Raw genomic sequence first — 15,973 nt, 5'->3', positions numbered from 1 at the left:
GCCATTCTGCACGCATCGCAGTCCGACCATGATGGATGGACGACGCGGCCACCCGCGATGTGACGACAGCCCGCGAGACCGTTCCCTTTCCGCCCCCGTACCCGTTTCCCCGGCCGAAACGCCGCGCCACTCCGGCCCGCACCGCACTCCTGCCGCGCGTACTCCCCGGCCAGCCCGTTCCCGACCGACGTCGTTGGGGCGTGGAGCGCGAACGGCCGTGTCAGGCTCGGTAACGTGAGCGGTCTCGGTACGGCGGTGGCCGGGTTGGGCGGGCTGGCGGTGGTCGGCGCGGGCGCGGCGACGGTCGGCGCGCTGGCCGGCCGTACGCATCCGTATCTGGCGAACGGGCACGCGCACAACGACTACAAGCACCGGCGGCCGCTGGCCTCGGCGCTGCGCCTCGGGTACGCGAGCGTCGAGGCGGACGTGCTGTGCGACGGCGCGGAACTGCTGGTCGGGCATGGTCCGCGCGAGGTCGCCCCGGACCGTACGTTGCGCGGGTTGTACCTGGATCCGCTCGCGGCGCGGGTGCGGGCACACGGATCGGTCCATCCGGGCGTGGCGGAGCCGTTCCAGTTGCTGGTGGAGCTGAAGGCGGAGCCGGAACGCTGCTGCCGGGTGCTCGCCGCCCAGCTCCGGGCGTACGCGGGGATGCTGTCGCGGTGCACCGACGCCGGGGTTCGCGCCGGGCCGGTCACCGTGGTCGTCACCGGCGCGGGTACTCCGCACGAAACCGTTGCGGCGCAACGGGACCGCGTACTCTTCTGTGACGGTTCACTGTCCGATGTGGACACCAAGGGGTTGTCGCCGAGCGTGGTGCCGCTGGTGAGCGAGCGCTGGTCGCGGCGGTTCCGCTGGCGTGGCCGGGGCCCGCTGCCGGCGGACGAACGGCGCGCGCTGCGGGCGCTCGTCGACCAGGTCCACGCCGACGGCCGCCGGGTGCGGTTCTGGGATCTTCCCGATCGTGTGGCGCTTTGGCGCGAGCTGTCCGCTGCCGGCGTCGACCACATCGGCACCGACCGGCTGCGCACCTTCGCCGCGTACCAACGCCGATCCTGGCTCGGTTGAGCGCATCAGGTGGGGCCGGCCCGCCCGTGCCGACGCTGTCCGGTGCCGTCGTGGCCGCCGCATCGGCGGTCCGCGGCCGGTGTCCAGGCGGGCGCCGAGCGGAAAATCCGTTGCTGCGCAGTCGTTTCCGCCGCATTCTGGTCATGCCGTCGAGGCATGGTCGACCTCTGCGGGGTACGGAACGGCCGCCCCGGGAATGCTGCCCCGGGGCGGTTCCACACACCTCCCCTGAATGCCCGCGCGTACCGATCCTGGTGCCGGCGGCTCCGGCGCCCGCCTCGCCGGTGAACTCGCACCCCGCTTGTCCGCGGCGCGGTGTCCGTGCCGTGTCGGCCGCGCTGGTGAAGGGGCTCGGGCCGGGTCGGCGACGTGTTTCGGGGCGGCGCGGAGCGGGCGCGGGAGTACCGGGGGATGGGTGCGGAGAGTGGGGGGACGGCTGCTCAGCGGAAGCTTGCGCGGGAAATGGGTGAACGGCAGGTGAACGCCTTCTGAACCGGATCCGACCGGGGGTGGTCGGTTGTTCTGCCGGCCGCGCGGGTGCCTAGCATCGGCAGCGGCCGCAGCCCGAACGGGACGCGACCGGCGGCGCCCGCCGCAGACACCACCCCGCGATTCGCGACGAGGTTGCCGTGCGATTCAAGCTCCGTCCGTCCGAGGACGCCTTCTACGAGTACTTCAACCAGGCGGCGCAGAACCTGGTCCGCGGCGCCGAGCTGCTGTCCGGGCTGACCGCCGGTGCGAGCGCCGAGCAGATCCAGGGCATCAGCGAGGGTCTGCAGGAGGTCGAGCACCAGAACGACGACGTGACGCACGCGCTGTACAACAAGATCAACTCCACCTTCATCACGCCGTTCGACCGCGAGGACATCTACCGGCTGGGCTCCCTGCTGGACGACGTCATGGACGCCATGGAGTCCGCCGGCAACCTCGTCTACCTGTACGGGCTGTCGTCGATCCCGGCACTGCCCCGCGAGATGAGCGAGCAGATCGAGACGCTCAACCAGCTCGCCAAGCTGACCGCCGAGGCCATGCCGCGACTCAAGGGCATGAAGGACCTGGAGCCGTACTGGATCGAGGTCAACCGGCTGGAGAACGAGGGCGACCGGTCGTACCGGATGCTGCTCGTGCGGCTCTTCTCCGGCGAGTACGACCCGCTGAACGTGCTGAAGATGAAGGAGGTCGCCGACGACCTCGAAGCGGCGATCGACGCCTTCGAGCACGTGGCGAACACGGTCGAGACGATCGCGGCCAAGGAGTCCTGAACCGGTGGACACCGCGCTCGTCGGTACGATCGTCGTGATCGTGACGGCCATGATCTTCAACTACACCAACGGTTTCCACGACGCCGCGAACGCCATCGCCACCTCGGTGTCGACCCGCGCACTCACCCCGCGGGTGGCGCTCGCCATGGCCGCCGTCGGCAACCTCGTCGGCTCGTTCTTCGGCGCCAAGGTCGCCAAGACCGTCGGCGAGGGCATCGTCAAGCTGCCGTCCGGCTCGCAGAGCCTCGTGATCGTGTTCGCCGGCCTGCTCGGCGCCATCGTCTGGAACCTCATCACCTGGTACTACGGGCTACCCGCCTCGTCGTCCCACTCCCTGATCGGCGGACTCGTCGGCGCCACCCTCGCCGCCGTCGCCATGGGCGTCAACGGCTCCGTCCAGTGGGGCGGCATCGTCGACAAGGTCGTCGTACCGATGGTCATCTCACCGGTCATCGGCCTCGTCCTCGGCTACCTCGTGATGATCGCGCTCATGTGGCTCTTCCGGCGGTACGCCCCCGGCAAGCTCAACCGCGGCTTCCGGTACGCGCAGACCGCCTCCGCCGCCGCCATGTCCCTCGGCCACGGCATGCAGGACGCCGCCAAGACCATGGGCATCGTCGTCCTCGCGCTCGTCGTCGGCGGCCAGCAGAGCGACTACAGCATCCCGCTGTGGGTCTACTTCCTGACCGCCATCGTCATCGCAGCCGGTACGTTCTCCGGCGGCTGGCGCGTCATCCGTACGCTCGGGCGCCGCATCATCCACCTCGACCCGCCCCAGGGCTTCGCCGCCGAAACCACCGCCAGCGCCGTCCTGTACGTCGCCGCCATCGGTTTCGGCGCCCCCATCTCCACCACCCACACCATCACCGCCGCCATCATGGGCGTCGGCGCCACCAAACGCCTCTCCGCCGTACGGTGGGGCGTCGCCGGCAACATCGTCACCGCCTGGGTACTCACGCTGCCCGCCGCCGCGATCATCGCCCTCGTCGTGTACCTCGTGGCGCACCTCGCCGCCGGCTGACCGTCGCGCCGGCCCCGACTGGGCGTACCTCGTGGCGCACCGGGCGGCTGGTTGACGGTCGCTTGGCCCGGGCTGGGGTGTACCTCGTGGCGCACCTCGCCGCTGGTTGACAGTTGCGCCGGCTCCGGGTTGGTCGGGGCCGGAGCCCGCTTTGGCCGTGACGGCGCGAGGCCTGGCTGGTCGGGTCGGGCGGGCTCGCGCACGAACGTGTACGGATCCGTCGGCTCGGCCGGGCCGGGTCGTCGAGGGCGGCGCGGTCCGGGACCGGTTTTGTGAGGGACGGGGTGGCGCGGCTGGTTGCGGGTGGGGTGGCAACGGCTCGTACATCACGTAAAGCCGCAATCTGGACATTGTCCAATTGTGTCATTGTTCAACTGTCTCATTGTTCAACAATGAGACAGTTGAACAATCAATACCTGCGACAAATCAGGTGCCCCCGCTGCCCCCAGCGCCACACCACTAACGCGCCAGACCCTGCGTCACTTGCCGCCCGCGCCCAAACGCGCCAGCCTCCACGCCACGTACCAAGCCCGCGCCACGTGCAAGACCGCGCCACGTGCAACGGCGCGCGCCACGTACCGAGGCCGCGTCATCTCAACGCAAATCCGGAACCCGGACCCGCGCCCGCGTCCGGAACGGCCGGGCAGGCCTCACTCGCCCGGGTACCGGACTCCGAGCTGTGCTCGTACGGCGTCCATCGTGCGCATGACGGACAGCGTGTCGGCGAGGGGTACGAGGGGGCTGTCGGTTTCGCCGGCGCGGAGGCAGCGCATGGCTTCGGCGGCTTCGTGGACGTATCCGCGTGCGGTGATGGGCGCGGTGATGTGGTCGAGGGTGTCGCCGCGGATGAGCCGGAATCCGTTGGGGGCGAAGAAGCCGCGGTCGAGTTCGATGCGTCCGTGGGTGCCGGTGATGGTGGCGGTACGTGGGGTGTCGGCGGTGATGCTGCAGCTCAGTGTGGCGATGGCGCCGTCGGGGTGGCCGAGGAGGATGCCGGTGGTCTCGTCGACGCCCTCGGGGGTGAGCCGGCCGGTGGCGCGGATGGTGTCGGGTGTGCCGAGGACGAGTTGGGCGAAGGAGACGGGGTAGACGCCGAGGTCGAGGAGGGCGCCGCCGCCGAGGGCGGGTGCGCGGAGCCGGTGGGTGGTGTCGAACGGTCCGGCGAGGCCGAAGTCTGCGGTGACGACGGTGGGTGTGCCGATGGCGCCGTCGGCGATCCGCGCGGTCATCTCCCGTACTGCGGGGAGGGTGCGGGTCCACATGGCTTCCATGAGGAGTACTCCGGCGCGGCGGGCGCGGGCGGCGAGGTCGTCGGCCTGGGCGTGGTTGAGGGTGAACGCCTTTTCGACGAGTACGGCCTTGCCGGCGTCGAGGAGGAGTGCGGCGGCGGCGTGGTGGGCGGCGTGCGGTGTCGCCACGTACACGATGTCGATGTCGGGGTCGTCGGCGAGTCCCTGCCAGTCGCCGTACGCGCGGGCGATGTCGTAGCGGTGGGCGAAGCGTCGTGCCGGTTCGGTGGCGCGGGACGCGACGGCGACGAGTTCGGCGTCGGGCATGGTGAGCAGGTCTTCGGTGAACGAGGCGGCGATGCCGCCGGTGGCGAGTACGCCCCACCTGATCTTCCGCATGGCCTCACTCTGCCAAACGGCGGTAGTGTCGCGGCCGTGGACGCGTACCTCATCGACGCGGTGCGTACCCCGTTCGGCCGGCATCGTGGCGGCCTGTCGGGTGTGCGGGCCGACGATCTCGCGGCGGCGCCGATCGCCGAGCTGGTCCGGCGGCGGCACGGGCTCGATCCGGAGCGGATCGCGGACGTGGTGTTGGGCGACAGTAACGGCGCCGGCGAGGACAACCGGAACGTGGCGCGCATGGCGGGCCTGCTCGCGGGCCTGCCCGTCTCGGTACCGGGTACGACGGTGAACCGGTTGTGCGGGTCGGGTGCCGAGGCCGTGGTGCAGGCGTGCCGTGCGGTGGCGGTGGGCGACGGCGAGTTGTTGGTGGCGGGCGGGGCGGAGAGCATGAGCCGCGCGCCGTACGTGTTGCCCCGGCCGGACGAGGCGTTGCCGCGGGAGATGCCGCTGGTGTCGACGCAGCTGGGGTGGCGGCTGGTGAATCCGGCGTTCCCGGACCGGTGGACGCGGTCGCTGGGGGCGTGCGCCGAGGCGGTCGCGGTGGAGCTGGGCATCGGTCGGGCGGAGCAGGACGAGTGGGCGCTGCGCAGCCATCAGCGCGCGGCGGCGGCGTGGGACGCGGGCCTGCACGACGACTACGTACTGCCGCTGGCGGGCGTGACGCGCGACGAGTCGGTACGGCCGGACACGTCGCTGGCGGCCCTGTCGAAGCTGCGCCCGGCGTTCTCGCCGGATGGTCCGGTCACGGCGGGCAACGCGTCGCCGATCAACGACGGCGCCATCGCCGTACTCGTGGGCTCGGCGGCGGCGGCCGCGTCGCTCGGGGTGGCGCCACTGGGCCGGCTGGTGGCGTCGACTGTGGTGGGCGTGGAGCCGGACCGGTTCTCCACCGCCCCCGTTCCGGCCGTCCGCGCGGTACTCGGACGGGCCGGGCTCGCGGTGTCGGACGTCGACGTGTGGGAGATCAACGAGGCGTTCGCGGCGATGGTGTTGAGCTGCCTGCACGAGCTGCCCGGCGTACGCGCGGACCGGGTGAACCCGCACGGTGGCGCGATCGCGATGGGGCATCCGTTGGGGGCGTCGGCGGCGCGGGTGATGGTCGACCTGTGCCGGGAGCTGCGCCGCCGCGGCGGTGGGTACGGGGTGGCCGCGGCGTGCATCGGCGTCGGCCAGGGCTTCGCCGCCGTACTCCGGGTCGACTGAGCGGGCCGGTCGTGGCGGGAGGTGCGGTGGTGGGCGGGTGGCCGTTGCCGGCCGCGCTGGTGGAGACGGCGCGCCGGTTCCACCGGGACGGCGGCACGCCGGTCGAGCCGCGCCGCGCGGCCACCGTCGTACTGCTGCGGGACGGGCCGGACGGGCCGCTGGCGTACCTGGTGCGGCGGGCGTCGACGATGGCGTTCGCGTCGGGCATGTACGCGTTTCCGGGCGGTGCGGTGGATCCGCGGGACGCCGAGGTGTCGCCGGGCCAGGCGGGGCCGTCGGACGCGGAGTGGGCGCGGCTGCTGGGTTTCGGCGCGGACGGGGCGGCGGCGCGGGCGGTGGTGTGCGCGGCCGTACGGGAGACGTTCGAGGAGGCGGGTGTGCTGCTCGCCGGGCCGGACGCCGGGTCGGTGGTGGGCGACGTGTCGGACGACGCGTGGGAGTCCGACCGCCGGGACCTGGCCGCGCACCGGGTCGGCGTCGGCGCGCTGCTGGCGGACCGTGGCCTGGTCGTACGCGGGGATCTGTTGCGGGCGTGGGCGCGGTGGGTGACGCCGGAGTTCGAGCCGCGGCGGTACGACGCGTCGTTCTTCGTCGCGGCGGTACCGGACGGGCAGCGTGCGCGGGAGGTCGGCGGGGAGGCGGACCGGGAGGTGTGGCTGCGCCCGGCGGACGCGGTAGCCGGGTACCGCTCGGGTGCGATGGGGATGCTGCCGCCGACCGTGTCGGTACTCGCCGCGCTGTGCGGGTTCGCCTCCGTCGCGGACGTACTGGCCGTTTCGCCTGGTCCGCTGGTACCCGTGACGCCGCGGGTGGTGCTGACCGACTCGGGTGCCCGGCTCGTGGTGTGAGGGTGGCGCGTCGCGGCGCCAGTTCGAGGATCGGCCAATGTTGATCTCTCTGTGGTCGTAGCGTTGCTCTGGGTAGACATCGGTCGAGCCTGGAGGTAGTCATGAGCAAGGCCACGATGGAACAGCCGCAGACGGACGAGCGCGTGGCGCTGGATCCGATGGCGCAAGAGGACGAGCCGGTACGGCGACGACGGGGACGCCGACTGCTGTTCGTCGGGATGGCCGGGGTGCTGCTCGTCGGCGCCGCCTGGACCTTCGCGACGGTACGCAGTGGGCTTGCCTCGGCGCGCGAGGAGAGGCGGAACAGCAAGCGCCGCAACCGTTTCCGCCGCCACTGAGCCGACCCGGTCCGACTGTCCGATGTGGATACTCCACATCGGACAGTTCTGTGTCGGCGCCCGGTGTCGCCGTCGCCCGGGTGTCGTCGGGATGGTGTAAACGTTCGTTTATGTGAAAGTTCACAAGCGGTTTACAAGCAGGAATTATCAGGACAACACTGGCGGTGCGGCGGGCCGGAGCGCCCGCCGTCGCGTACGCGGGGCAGCGGTGCCGTCGCGACGTGCGTACCGGGGAGGTCCTGACGGATGTGTGGGATCACGGGCTGGGTGGACCACGGGCGTGACCTGACGCGGTGCGCGGACACCGTGCAGGCGATGGTGGCGACGATGGCGTGCCGCGGGCCCGACGCCGCCGGCGTGTACCTGAAGCCGCAGGTCGCGCTCGGCCACCGGCGACTCGCGGTGATCGACGTCGAGGGCGGGCGCCAACCCATGTCGCACGGCGACGTCGCCATGACGTACTCGGGGGAGGTCTACAACTTCCGGGAGCTGCGGGCGGAGCTGCGCGGGCGCGGGCACGAGTTCCGGACCGAGAGCGACACCGAGGTCGTACTGCACGCGTACCTGGAGTGGGGCGAGTCGTTCGTCGACCGGCTCAACGGCATGTACGCGTTCGCCGTGTGGGACGGGCGCACCGGCACGCTGCTGCTCGTCCGGGACCGCATGGGCATCAAACCCCTTTACTACCAGGAGATCCCGGGCGGCATCCTGTTCGGCTCCGAGCCGAAGGCGATCCTCGCGAGCGGCGAGGTCGAGGCGGCGGTCGACGCGGACGGGCTGCGCGAACTCCTCGGCTTCGTCAAGACCCCCGGCACCACGTACTTCCGGGGCATGCGCGAGCTGCGGCCCGGACACGTGCTTCGCTTCGACCGCAACGGATCTCACCTCACCCGGTACTGGCGGCTCGAAGCGTACCCGCACCCGGACGACCTCGACACGACCGTCGACACCGTACGGGATCTGTTGCAGGACACGGTGACCCGGCAGCTCGTCTCCGACGTACCGCTGTGCACGTTGCTGTCCGGCGGGCTCGACTCCAGCGTCATCACCGGTCTCGCGCAACGCTCGCTGACCGCCGCGGGTACCGGGCCGGTGCGGTCGTTCGCCGTCGACTTCGTCGGCCAGACCGAGAACTTCCGGCCCGACGCGATGCGCGACACCCCCGACGGGCCGTACGTGCACGACCTCGCCGAGCACGCCGGCACCGACCACACCGACGTCGTACTGTCCACATCGGACCTGATGGATCCGGCGGCGCGCAACGCCGCGCTGGTGGCCCGGGACGCGCCGCCGTTCGGCGACATGGACACCTCGCTGTACCTGCTGTTCAAGGCGGTCCGGGCGCGGTCGACGGTGGCGCTGTCCGGCGAGTCCGCCGACGAGGTGTTCGGCGGGTACAAGCAGTTCCACGACCCGGAGATCGTTGCCACGCCGACGTTTCCGTGGCTCGCGCTGCGCCGGCAGGGCCGCGGTCGCGCCGGTGCCTCCGCCCTGCTCACCCCCGACCTCGCCCGTACTCTCGACCTCGACGCGTACGTCGCGGACCGGTACGCCGAGGCGCTGGCCGAAATACCACGGCTGGACGGTGAGGAGGGGTTGGAGCGGCGGATGCGCGAGGTGTGCCACCTGCACCTGACCCGCTTCGTGCAGATCCTGCTCGACCGCAAGGACCGGATGAGCATGGCCGTCGGCCTGGAGGTCCGCGTACCGTTCTGCGACCACCGGCTCGTGCAGTACGTGTTCAACACGCCGTGGGCGTTCAAGACGTTCGACGGGCGGGAGAAGAGCCTGCTGCGCGCCGCCGGTCGGGACGTGCTGCCGCAGTCCATCATCGACCGCGTCAAGAGCCCGTACCCGTCCACCCAGGACCCCACGTACCACGAGGCGTTGCGCGAGGAGACGGAGAAGCTGCTCGCCGACGACGGCGCGCCCGCGTTCCAGCTCTTCGACCGCGGCGTCGTCACCCGGCTGGCCAGGATTCCGGCCGGGGGTGAGCAGTTCGCCCGGCTCGGCCTGGAGATGGTGCTCAACACCAACGCCTGGCTGCTCCACCACCACGTACGCCTGGTGTAGCCGACCCGCGCGTACGCCCGCGTGCGGTGCGCGGGCGTACGCGGGGATCAGAGGGTGTCGAGCCAGCGTTGCAGCCGGCGACCCTCGGCGGCCATCAGGTCGGGATCGCGGAACGTGTTGGTGAGCAACGAGATCCCCTGGTACGCGGCGACCAGCGCGACGGCGAGTTCGCGCGCGTCGCGGCGGTGCCCCATGGCGCGGAACTGGTGCGCCACCCAGTCGACCAGCGCCCGCAGGTGTACGGCGAGCTTCTCGTCCAGCCCGTCGGCGCGCTTGTCCAGTTCGGACGCGAGCGTGCCGGTGGGGCAGCCGTACCGGGCGGCGAGGTCGCGCTGGTCGACCCAGCCCCGGACGAGGTGCTTCAGCCGGTCGCGCGGCTCGGGCAGCTCGTCGAGGGTGGCGAGGACGGCGCGCAGGGTGTCGCCGTGCGTACCGATGGCGGCTTCGACCAGGTCGTCCTTGGTCTTGAAGTAGTAGTAGACGTTGCCGACGGGGACGTCGGCGGCGCGCGCGATGTCGGCGAGCGTCGTCTTCTCGACGCCCTGCTCGTGCAGTACCTGGGCCGCGGCGGCGGTGAGCCGGGCCCGCTTGCCCTGCGCCGCATCGGCTTTCGCGCCCCGGGTACGGCCGCCCGCTGTTGAGTGAGTCACCTGACTAACTCTAGACGTACTGCGCCGGATCGGCTAGCGTCCTGCGTGTTAGTCAGCTGACTAACTAACTCGGAGTGGGGAGTACGAGATGATCGTGGTGACGGGTGCGACCGGGAACGTCGGCGGCGAGCTGGTGCGGATCCTCGCGGCGGCCGGCGAACGCGTCGTGGCGGTGTCCCGCCGGCCGGGCGAGCTGCCCGACGGCGTCGAGCACCGGGCGGTCGACCTGGCCGATCCGGCGGCGCTCCGGCCCGCACTGACCGGCGCCGACGCGCTGTTCCTGCTGGTCGCCGGTGACGACCCGGCGGGCGTACTCGACGCGGCCCGGGACGCCGGAGTACGCCGGGTGGTGCTGCTGTCGTCGCTCGGCGTCGGCACGCGGCCCGAGTCGTACGGGCACGCGGCGGGGTTCGAGGCGGCAGTGCGCGGATCCGGCCTGGCGTGGACGATCCTGCGCTCCGGCGGCCTCAACTCCAACACGTACGCGTGGGTCGCGTCGGTGCGCGCGGACCGTACCGTCGCGGCGCCGTTCGGGGACGTGGGGCTGCCGACCGTCGACCCCGCGGACGTCGCCGAGGTCGCCGCCGCCGTACTGCGGGGCGAGGGCCACGACGGCGCCACGTACGAGCTGACCGGGCCGGCCGCGGTGACCCCGCGCGAACGGGCCGCCGCGCTCGGCGCCGCCCTCGGTACGCCGGTGCGGTTCGTCGAACAGACCCGCGACGAGGCGCGCGTCCAGCTCCTCGCGGTCATGCCCGAGCCGGTCGCGGACGGCACCCTTGCCATCCTCGGTACGCCGCTGCCCGCCGAACAGCGCGTCAGCCCCGACATCGCCCGCGTACTCGGCCGCCAGCCGCGCACCTTCGCCGCGTGGGCCGCGCGTACCGCGGCGGCCTTCCGGTGAGGGGATCGGTCGCGGCGTTCCTGGCCGAGCCGCACGTCGCGACCCTCACCACGCTGCGGCCGGACGGCTCGCCGCACGTCGCACCCGTCCGCTTCACGTACGACCCGGCGGAGCGGATCGCCCGGATGCTCACATACGAAACCTGTTGGTGCGCAACGGATCCCGGGTCGCGCTGTGCCAGGGCGTGTTCCGCTGGGTGACGCTCGACGGCGTCTCCGCCGTCACCGACGACCCGGTACGCATCGCCGACGCCGCCCGCGCTACACCGCCCGCTACCGCCAACCGCCGCCCGCGCCGCCCGGCCGGGTCGTGGTCGAGATCGCCGTCGACCGCGTCACCAGCCTCGACACCTGACAGGACACCGCATGCCCACCACCCGCGTACTCGACTCGACCATGTACCACCGGGAGACCGGCGCCGGCGCGCCGATCGTCTTCCTGCACGGCAACCCGACCTCGTCGTACCTCTGGCGGAACGTGCTGCCCGCGGTCGGGCCCGGCCGGCTGCTCGCCCCGGACCTCATCGGGATGGGGGAGTCCGGCAAGCCGCCGATCGCGTACGACTTCGCCGACCACGCCCGGTACCTCGACGCCTGGTTCGACGCGCTCGGCCTCGACGACGCCGTACTCGTCGGGCACGACTGGGGCGGCGCGCTCGCACTCGACCGCGCCGCCCGCCACCCCGACCGCGTACGCGGGGTCGCGCTCACCGAGACCATCCTGAAACCGTTGGCGTGGAACGAGTTCCCGGCGGCGGGCCGCGACCTGTGGCGCGCGATCCGTACCGAGGGGGTCGGGGAGGAGATGTTCCTCGGCGACGGGTTCGTCACCGACGGGCTCGCCGCGATCTCGTCCCGCCTCGGCCCCGCCGACCTCGCCGCCTACCGCGCCCCGTACCCGACGCGGCAGAGCCGGATCCCGTTGCTGCGCTGGGCACGCTCGATCCCGCTCGACGGTACGCCCGCCGACGTCGTCACCCGGGTCACCGCGTACGACGAGTGGTTGGCGGGCAGCCCGGACGTGCCGAAACTGCTCGTCACCTTCGCCCCCGGGTACGGGACGATGACGGTGCCGGCCGTCGTCGACTGGTGCGCCGACCCCATCGCCGGGCTGGAGATCGACGCGTACGACGAGGTTGCCGGGCACCACACCCCCGAGGACCGGCCCGACCTGCTCGCCGGCTCGGTCGCGCGGTGGCTGGACCGGCACCGGCTGCGCTGACCGCGACGCTCAGGACGCGAGGAACCCGCGCACCTGGGCGACGAAGGCCTCGGGCGCCGTGGCGTGGATGCGGTGCCCGACGGGAATCTCGACCAGGCGGGAGTCCGGCAGCAGCGCCGCGGCGTCGGCGAGCAGGCCCTGGTCGACGTGGCTGGACGGCCCGCCGGCCAGCAGCAGCGTCGGCGCGGTCACCGTCGGGATGTCGCGCCACCACACCGGATCCGGCTCGTTCAGCTGCCGCATCACCGCCTCGACCGCAGCCCAGTCGTACGGCAGGTCGCCCGCGGGCCGCTGCGGCACCGGGAGCGGCGCCGAACCCGGGCGGGGCAGCGGCGTGTCCTCGACGACCAGGTGCGCGACCGGCCGCGCCTGCGCCACCAGCCACGCCACGGTGCCGCCCAGGGAATGCCCGACCAGATCCACCGGCCCCGCGCCGACCGTGTCGAGCATCCCCTGTACGTCGTCGCGCATCGCCTCGAACGAGTACGCCGCGGTCCGGTCGCTGTCCCCGAACCCGCGCAGGTCCGGCGCGTACACCCGGTGCGTGGCCGCGAACGCCGGCGCGATCCCGGCCCACGTCGACCGGTCGTTGCCGCCCCCGTGCAGCAGTACCAGCGGCCGCGCCCCCGGGGTGCCGCTCACCGAGACCGCGAGCCGCACCCCGCCGACCGTCATCCACTCCAGCTCCGTCACGCCGCCACCCAACCACATCCCCACAACTCCCGTGGTACGCGCGGCCGACGTCCGCGCCGTCCGTACGCCCGAGGTGTGGTCGGGCGATCGGTCCGCGGCGACCGGGCCCCGGTCGGGGCGTACGGCCAGGGGACGGAACCGACCCGGCCGTACGCGGGGCCGACCGGGGAGCCAGCCCGGCCCGATTCGCGGGTTCGCGGTGCGCAGAACCGTTGCTACGTTGAGCAACGAGCCGCATTCAAGATCGACGCCGGCCGGGACCGTGGGTGCACCGGGACGAGGCTGCCGATCGCGATCCCCGAAGAGGCACACCATGGTCACAACCCCGATGGGGCCGCCCTACCACGGTCCGCCGGCCCCGCCGACCCCGCCGAAGAAGAGGCACACCGGCCTGATCGTCGCCCTCAGCGTTCTCGGCGCGTTCGTCCTGCTGTGCGGCGGGATCGGCATCGCCGTCGTCAGCAGCCTCTCCCACACCGGTTCCTCGAACGACGCCGGATCGGCCGGCAAACCCGGCGTCCGCGACACGCACACCACCACCAGCGCCCACGTCGGTACGCCGGCGCGCGACGGCAGCTTCGAGTTCGTCGTCAAGAAGGTCCACTGTGGAGTGTCGCGGATCGGCTCCACCTACCTCGGCAAGACCGCGCAGGGCCAGTACTGCGTCGTCACGATGACCGTACGGAACATCAAGTCCGACCCGCAGACCTTCGACTCCAGCAACCAGTACGCCTACGACCGCGCCGGCCACCGCCTCGGCGCCGACACCGAAGGCGACCTGTACCTGGAGAACGGGAACTCGGCGTTCCTCAACGACATCAACCCCGGCAACACCGCCACCGGCGACATCGCCTTCGACATCCCGAAGACCGCCGGCATCGCCCGCTTCGAACTCCACGACTCCCCCTTCTCCGCCGGAGTAACGGTCACCAACCCCTGAAGCGAAGCCGCCCCGCGAAGCCGAAGGCGAGCAACCCCGCCGAGGCGAAGCCGAAGGCGAGCCAACGCACCAAAGCGAAGCCGAAGGCGAGCCCAGCGAGCCGCGAAGCCGAAGGCGAGCCAGGCGAGCCCTACAAAGGAATCATCACCCCGGGGGACAGAAGCGAGCCGAGCCCCGTTCGTTCGCTGGCAAGCCGAGACTCGGCGCCGTGTGCGTCAGCACACAAGCCGGAGATCGGCGCAGTCCAGCGGGCGAACGGGGCCGGCGCAGCGACCCTTACCCGAACCGGCCGGTGATGTAGTCTTCGGTCTTTTTTTCGGCGGGGTTCTGGAAGATCTTCGTGGTGTCGTCGAATTCGATGAGCCGGCCGGGGTCGCCGGTCTTCTCGATGGAGAAGAAGGCCGTACGGTCGGAGACGCGGGCGGCCTGCTGCATGTTGTGCGTGACGATGATGATCGTGTACCGGTCCTTGAGTTGGCCGATGAGGTCTTCGATGGCGAGGGTGGAGATCGGGTCGAGGGCGGAGCAGGGCTCGTCCATGAGGAGTACCTGGGGCTCGACGGCGATGGCGCGGGCGATGCAGAGGCGTTGCTGCTGACCGCCGGAGAGTCCGCCGCCGGGGCGCTTGAGCCGGTCCTTGACCTCGTCCCAGATGTTGGCGCCGCGGAGGGACTTTTCGGCGGCGTCGTCGAGTACCGACTTCTTCCGTACGCCGTTGAGGCGCAGGCCCGCGACCACGTTGTCGTAGATGGACATGGTGGGGAACGGGTTGGGGCGCTGGAAGACCATACCGATGGTCCGGCGTACGGCGGTGACGTCGACGTGGGAGTCGTAGATGTCCTCGGCGTCGATCATCATCTTGCCCTGCACCTTGGCGCCGGGGATGACTTCGTGCATCCGGTTGATGGAGCGCAGGAACGTGGACTTGCCGCAGCCGGACGGCCCGATGAACGCGGTCACCGACTTCGGCTCGATCGTCATCGTGATGCCGTCGATCGCCTTGAACGAGCCGTAGTACGCGGTCACATCGACCGCCTCGACGCGCTTCGCCATGGTCGTACTCACCTTCTACCGGCCGATCTTGGAGCGGCGGGCCAGCAGCTTCGCCGCGATGGTCAGGATCGCCACGAGGGCGATGAGGGTCAGGGCCGCCGTCCAGGCCCGCCCCGGCGCGTACTTGGACGCGGCGCCGGCCTGCTCGTACACGAAGTAGGACAGCGATTCCTGGTTGCCCGAGAACGGGTTGAAGTTGATCGCGGGGGTTCCGCCGGCGACGAGCAGCACGGGTGCGGTCTCGCCGGCCGCGCGGGCCAGGGCGAGCATCACGCCGGTGACGATGCCGGGCAGCGCGGTCGGCAGGACGACCCGCATGATGGTCTTCCATTTCGGTACGCCGAGCGCGTAGGAGCCTTCGCGCAGCGCGGTCGGTACGAGCCGCAGCATCTCCTCGGCGGACCGCACGATCGTCGGCAGCATCAGTACGGTGAGCGCGAGCGCGGCGGCGAAGCCGGAGTACCCGGGGCGGCCGTGGTTGAAGACCGGTGTGACGATCAAGACCCAGAACGCCAGGATGAACAGACCGGCGACGATCGACGGGATGCCGGTCATCACGTCGACGAAGAACCGGATGGTCGACGCGAGCCGACCCCGCCCGTACTCGACGATGTAGACGGCGGCGGCCAGCCCGAGCGGGATCGCCAGCACGCACGCGATGCCGACCTGCTCCAGCGTCCCGATAATCGCGTGGTACGCACCGCCGCCGGAGTCGAGGGCGGTGATGTTGTTCATCGAGTGGTAGAAGAAGTCGGCGTCGAGGCGGCTGGTTCCCTTGCGCAGCAACGTGATGATCACCGAGCCGAGCGGCAGCAGGGCGATGATGAACGCGCCGTACACGGCGATGGTGGCAAGCCGGTCGCGGGCGTGCCGGCCACCCTCGACCGCCCACGCGACGGCGAGCGTGACGAGCGCGAACACCAGCGCGGCGACGACCACGGTGAGCACCCAGCCGCCCGCGCCGGTGCCGTAGATGCCGGCGACGCTGGCGAGTACCGCGGCCACCGCGATGACCGGCGGGACGGCCTTCGGCAGCCGCCGCCCGCGCAGGGATCCGTTGTGCGACAGC

General features: G+C 71.6%; 15 protein-coding genes. 10 read left to right on the top strand and 5 right to left on the bottom strand.

Going from position 1 to position 15,973, the window contains the following annotated elements; all coding sequences use genetic code 11:
- Window positions 1-234 precede the first annotated feature (234 nt).
- From Aru02nite_RS35885 to Aru02nite_RS35875, 3 genes are all read left to right on the top strand, one after another.
- Window positions 235-1,068, top strand: coding sequence for a phosphatidylinositol-specific phospholipase C/glycerophosphodiester phosphodiesterase family protein (locus tag Aru02nite_RS35885; RefSeq protein WP_203665007.1), 834 nt, complete (start codon window positions 235-237; stop codon window positions 1,066-1,068).
- A 629-nt stretch (window positions 1,069-1,697) separates the two neighbouring features.
- The gene (locus tag Aru02nite_RS35880; protein ID WP_203665006.1) at window positions 1,698-2,330 is read left to right on the top strand and encodes a DUF47 domain-containing protein; all 633 of its coding nucleotides are present in this window, start codon (window positions 1,698-1,700) and stop codon (window positions 2,328-2,330) included.
- A 49-nt stretch (window positions 2,331-2,379) separates the two neighbouring features.
- Window positions 2,380-3,351, top strand: a complete 972-nt coding sequence (locus Aru02nite_RS35875) for an inorganic phosphate transporter (RefSeq protein ID WP_275408798.1) — start codon at window positions 2,380-2,382, stop codon at window positions 3,349-3,351.
- Between the two features lie 650 nt (window positions 3,352-4,001).
- Here Aru02nite_RS35875 and Aru02nite_RS35870 read toward each other — a convergent pair.
- Window positions 4,002-4,979 carry a Gfo/Idh/MocA family protein gene (locus Aru02nite_RS35870; RefSeq protein WP_203665004.1) on the bottom strand — a complete coding sequence of 326 codons (978 nt, stop codon included), beginning with the start codon at window positions 4,977-4,979 and terminating at the stop codon, window positions 4,002-4,004.
- Window positions 4,980-5,015: 36 nt separating this feature from the next.
- Here Aru02nite_RS35870 and Aru02nite_RS35865 point away from each other — a divergent pair, with 36 nt between their 5' ends.
- The 4 genes from Aru02nite_RS35865 (at window position 5,016) to asnB (ending at window position 9,444) form a co-directional block, all read left to right on the top strand.
- Complete coding sequence (locus Aru02nite_RS35865) at window positions 5,016-6,185, top strand: thiolase family protein (protein WP_203665003.1); 1,170 nt, start codon at window positions 5,016-5,018, stop codon at window positions 6,183-6,185.
- A gap of 29 nt (window positions 6,186-6,214) precedes the next feature.
- Window positions 6,215-7,033, top strand: a complete 819-nt coding sequence (locus tag Aru02nite_RS35860; RefSeq protein ID WP_239077170.1) for an NUDIX hydrolase — start codon at window positions 6,215-6,217, stop codon at window positions 7,031-7,033.
- Window positions 7,034-7,134: 101 nt separating this feature from the next.
- Window positions 7,135-7,371 (top strand): hypothetical protein, encoded by a 237-nt coding sequence (locus tag Aru02nite_RS35855; RefSeq protein ID WP_203665002.1) that lies wholly within the window; start codon window positions 7,135-7,137, stop codon window positions 7,369-7,371.
- Between the two features lie 246 nt (window positions 7,372-7,617).
- Window positions 7,618-9,444 (top strand): asparagine synthase (glutamine-hydrolyzing), encoded by a 1,827-nt coding sequence (gene asnB, locus Aru02nite_RS35850; RefSeq protein WP_203665001.1) that lies wholly within the window; start codon window positions 7,618-7,620, stop codon window positions 9,442-9,444.
- Window positions 9,445-9,491: 47 nt separating this feature from the next.
- Here asnB and Aru02nite_RS35845 read toward each other — a convergent pair whose 3' ends face one another.
- On the bottom strand, window positions 9,492-10,094 hold the full coding sequence (locus tag Aru02nite_RS35845) for a TetR/AcrR family transcriptional regulator (protein ID WP_203665000.1): 603 nt from the start codon (window positions 10,092-10,094) through the stop codon (window positions 9,492-9,494).
- Window positions 10,095-10,182: 88 nt separating this feature from the next.
- On the opposite strand from Aru02nite_RS35845, the gene Aru02nite_RS35840 reads away from it, so the two are divergent.
- Window positions 10,183-10,998: an SDR family oxidoreductase gene (locus tag Aru02nite_RS35840; RefSeq protein WP_203664999.1), complete on the top strand. Its 816-nt coding sequence runs from the start codon at window positions 10,183-10,185 to the stop codon at window positions 10,996-10,998.
- 365 nt (window positions 10,999-11,363) lie between these two features.
- Window positions 11,364-12,218: a haloalkane dehalogenase gene (locus Aru02nite_RS35830; RefSeq protein WP_203664998.1), complete on the top strand. Its 855-nt coding sequence runs from the start codon at window positions 11,364-11,366 to the stop codon at window positions 12,216-12,218.
- 9 nt (window positions 12,219-12,227) lie between these two features.
- Here Aru02nite_RS35830 and Aru02nite_RS35825 read toward each other — a convergent pair whose 3' ends face one another.
- The gene (locus Aru02nite_RS35825; RefSeq protein WP_203664997.1) at window positions 12,228-12,911 is read right to left on the bottom strand and encodes an alpha/beta fold hydrolase; all 684 of its coding nucleotides are present in this window, start codon (window positions 12,909-12,911) and stop codon (window positions 12,228-12,230) included.
- A 313-nt stretch (window positions 12,912-13,224) separates the two neighbouring features.
- Between Aru02nite_RS35825 and Aru02nite_RS35820 the strand changes: the two genes are divergently transcribed.
- The gene (locus Aru02nite_RS35820; protein WP_203664996.1) at window positions 13,225-13,851 is read left to right on the top strand and encodes a DUF4352 domain-containing protein; all 627 of its coding nucleotides are present in this window, start codon (window positions 13,225-13,227) and stop codon (window positions 13,849-13,851) included.
- A gap of 276 nt (window positions 13,852-14,127) precedes the next feature.
- Here Aru02nite_RS35820 and pstB read toward each other — a convergent pair whose 3' ends face one another.
- Window positions 14,128-14,904, bottom strand: coding sequence for a phosphate ABC transporter ATP-binding protein PstB (pstB, locus tag Aru02nite_RS35815; protein ID WP_203664995.1), 777 nt, complete (start codon window positions 14,902-14,904; stop codon window positions 14,128-14,130).
- A gap of 15 nt (window positions 14,905-14,919) precedes the next feature.
- Entirely contained in the window at window positions 14,920-15,972 is a 1,053-nt protein-coding gene (gene pstA / locus Aru02nite_RS35810) for a phosphate ABC transporter permease PstA (RefSeq protein ID WP_203664994.1), read from the bottom strand.
- Window position 15,973: the final 1 nt, after the last annotated feature.

It is taken from the genome of Actinocatenispora rupis (assembly GCF_016861975.1).
Taxonomy (GTDB): domain Bacteria; phylum Actinomycetota; class Actinomycetes; order Mycobacteriales; family Micromonosporaceae; genus Actinocatenispora; species Actinocatenispora rupis.
The sequence above is the reverse complement of the archived record's forward strand: the minus strand, read 5'-3'. Positions and strand labels throughout refer to the sequence as shown.

What these genes read in the sequence shown, in the direction of transcription:
- Aru02nite_RS35840 (WP_203664999.1), top strand. Translation starts at nt 10,183, where the DNA reads ATGATCGTGGTGACGGGTGCGACCGGGAACGTCGGCGGCGAGCTGGTG.
- pstB (WP_203664995.1), bottom strand. Translation starts at nt 14,904, where the DNA reads ATGGCGAAGCGCGTCGAGGCGGTCGATGTGACCGCGTACTACGGCTCG.
- asnB (WP_203665001.1), top strand. Translation starts at nt 7,618, where the DNA reads ATGTGTGGGATCACGGGCTGGGTGGACCACGGGCGTGACCTGACGCGG.
- Aru02nite_RS35855 (WP_203665002.1), top strand. Translation starts at nt 7,135, where the DNA reads ATGAGCAAGGCCACGATGGAACAGCCGCAGACGGACGAGCGCGTGGCG.
- Aru02nite_RS35875 (WP_275408798.1), top strand. Translation starts at nt 2,380, where the DNA reads ATGATCTTCAACTACACCAACGGTTTCCACGACGCCGCGAACGCCATC.
- Aru02nite_RS35830 (WP_203664998.1), top strand. Translation starts at nt 11,364, where the DNA reads ATGCCCACCACCCGCGTACTCGACTCGACCATGTACCACCGGGAGACC.
- Aru02nite_RS35870 (WP_203665004.1), bottom strand. Translation starts at nt 4,979, where the DNA reads ATGCGGAAGATCAGGTGGGGCGTACTCGCCACCGGCGGCATCGCCGCC.
- Aru02nite_RS35820 (WP_203664996.1), top strand. Translation starts at nt 13,225, where the DNA reads ATGGTCACAACCCCGATGGGGCCGCCCTACCACGGTCCGCCGGCCCCG.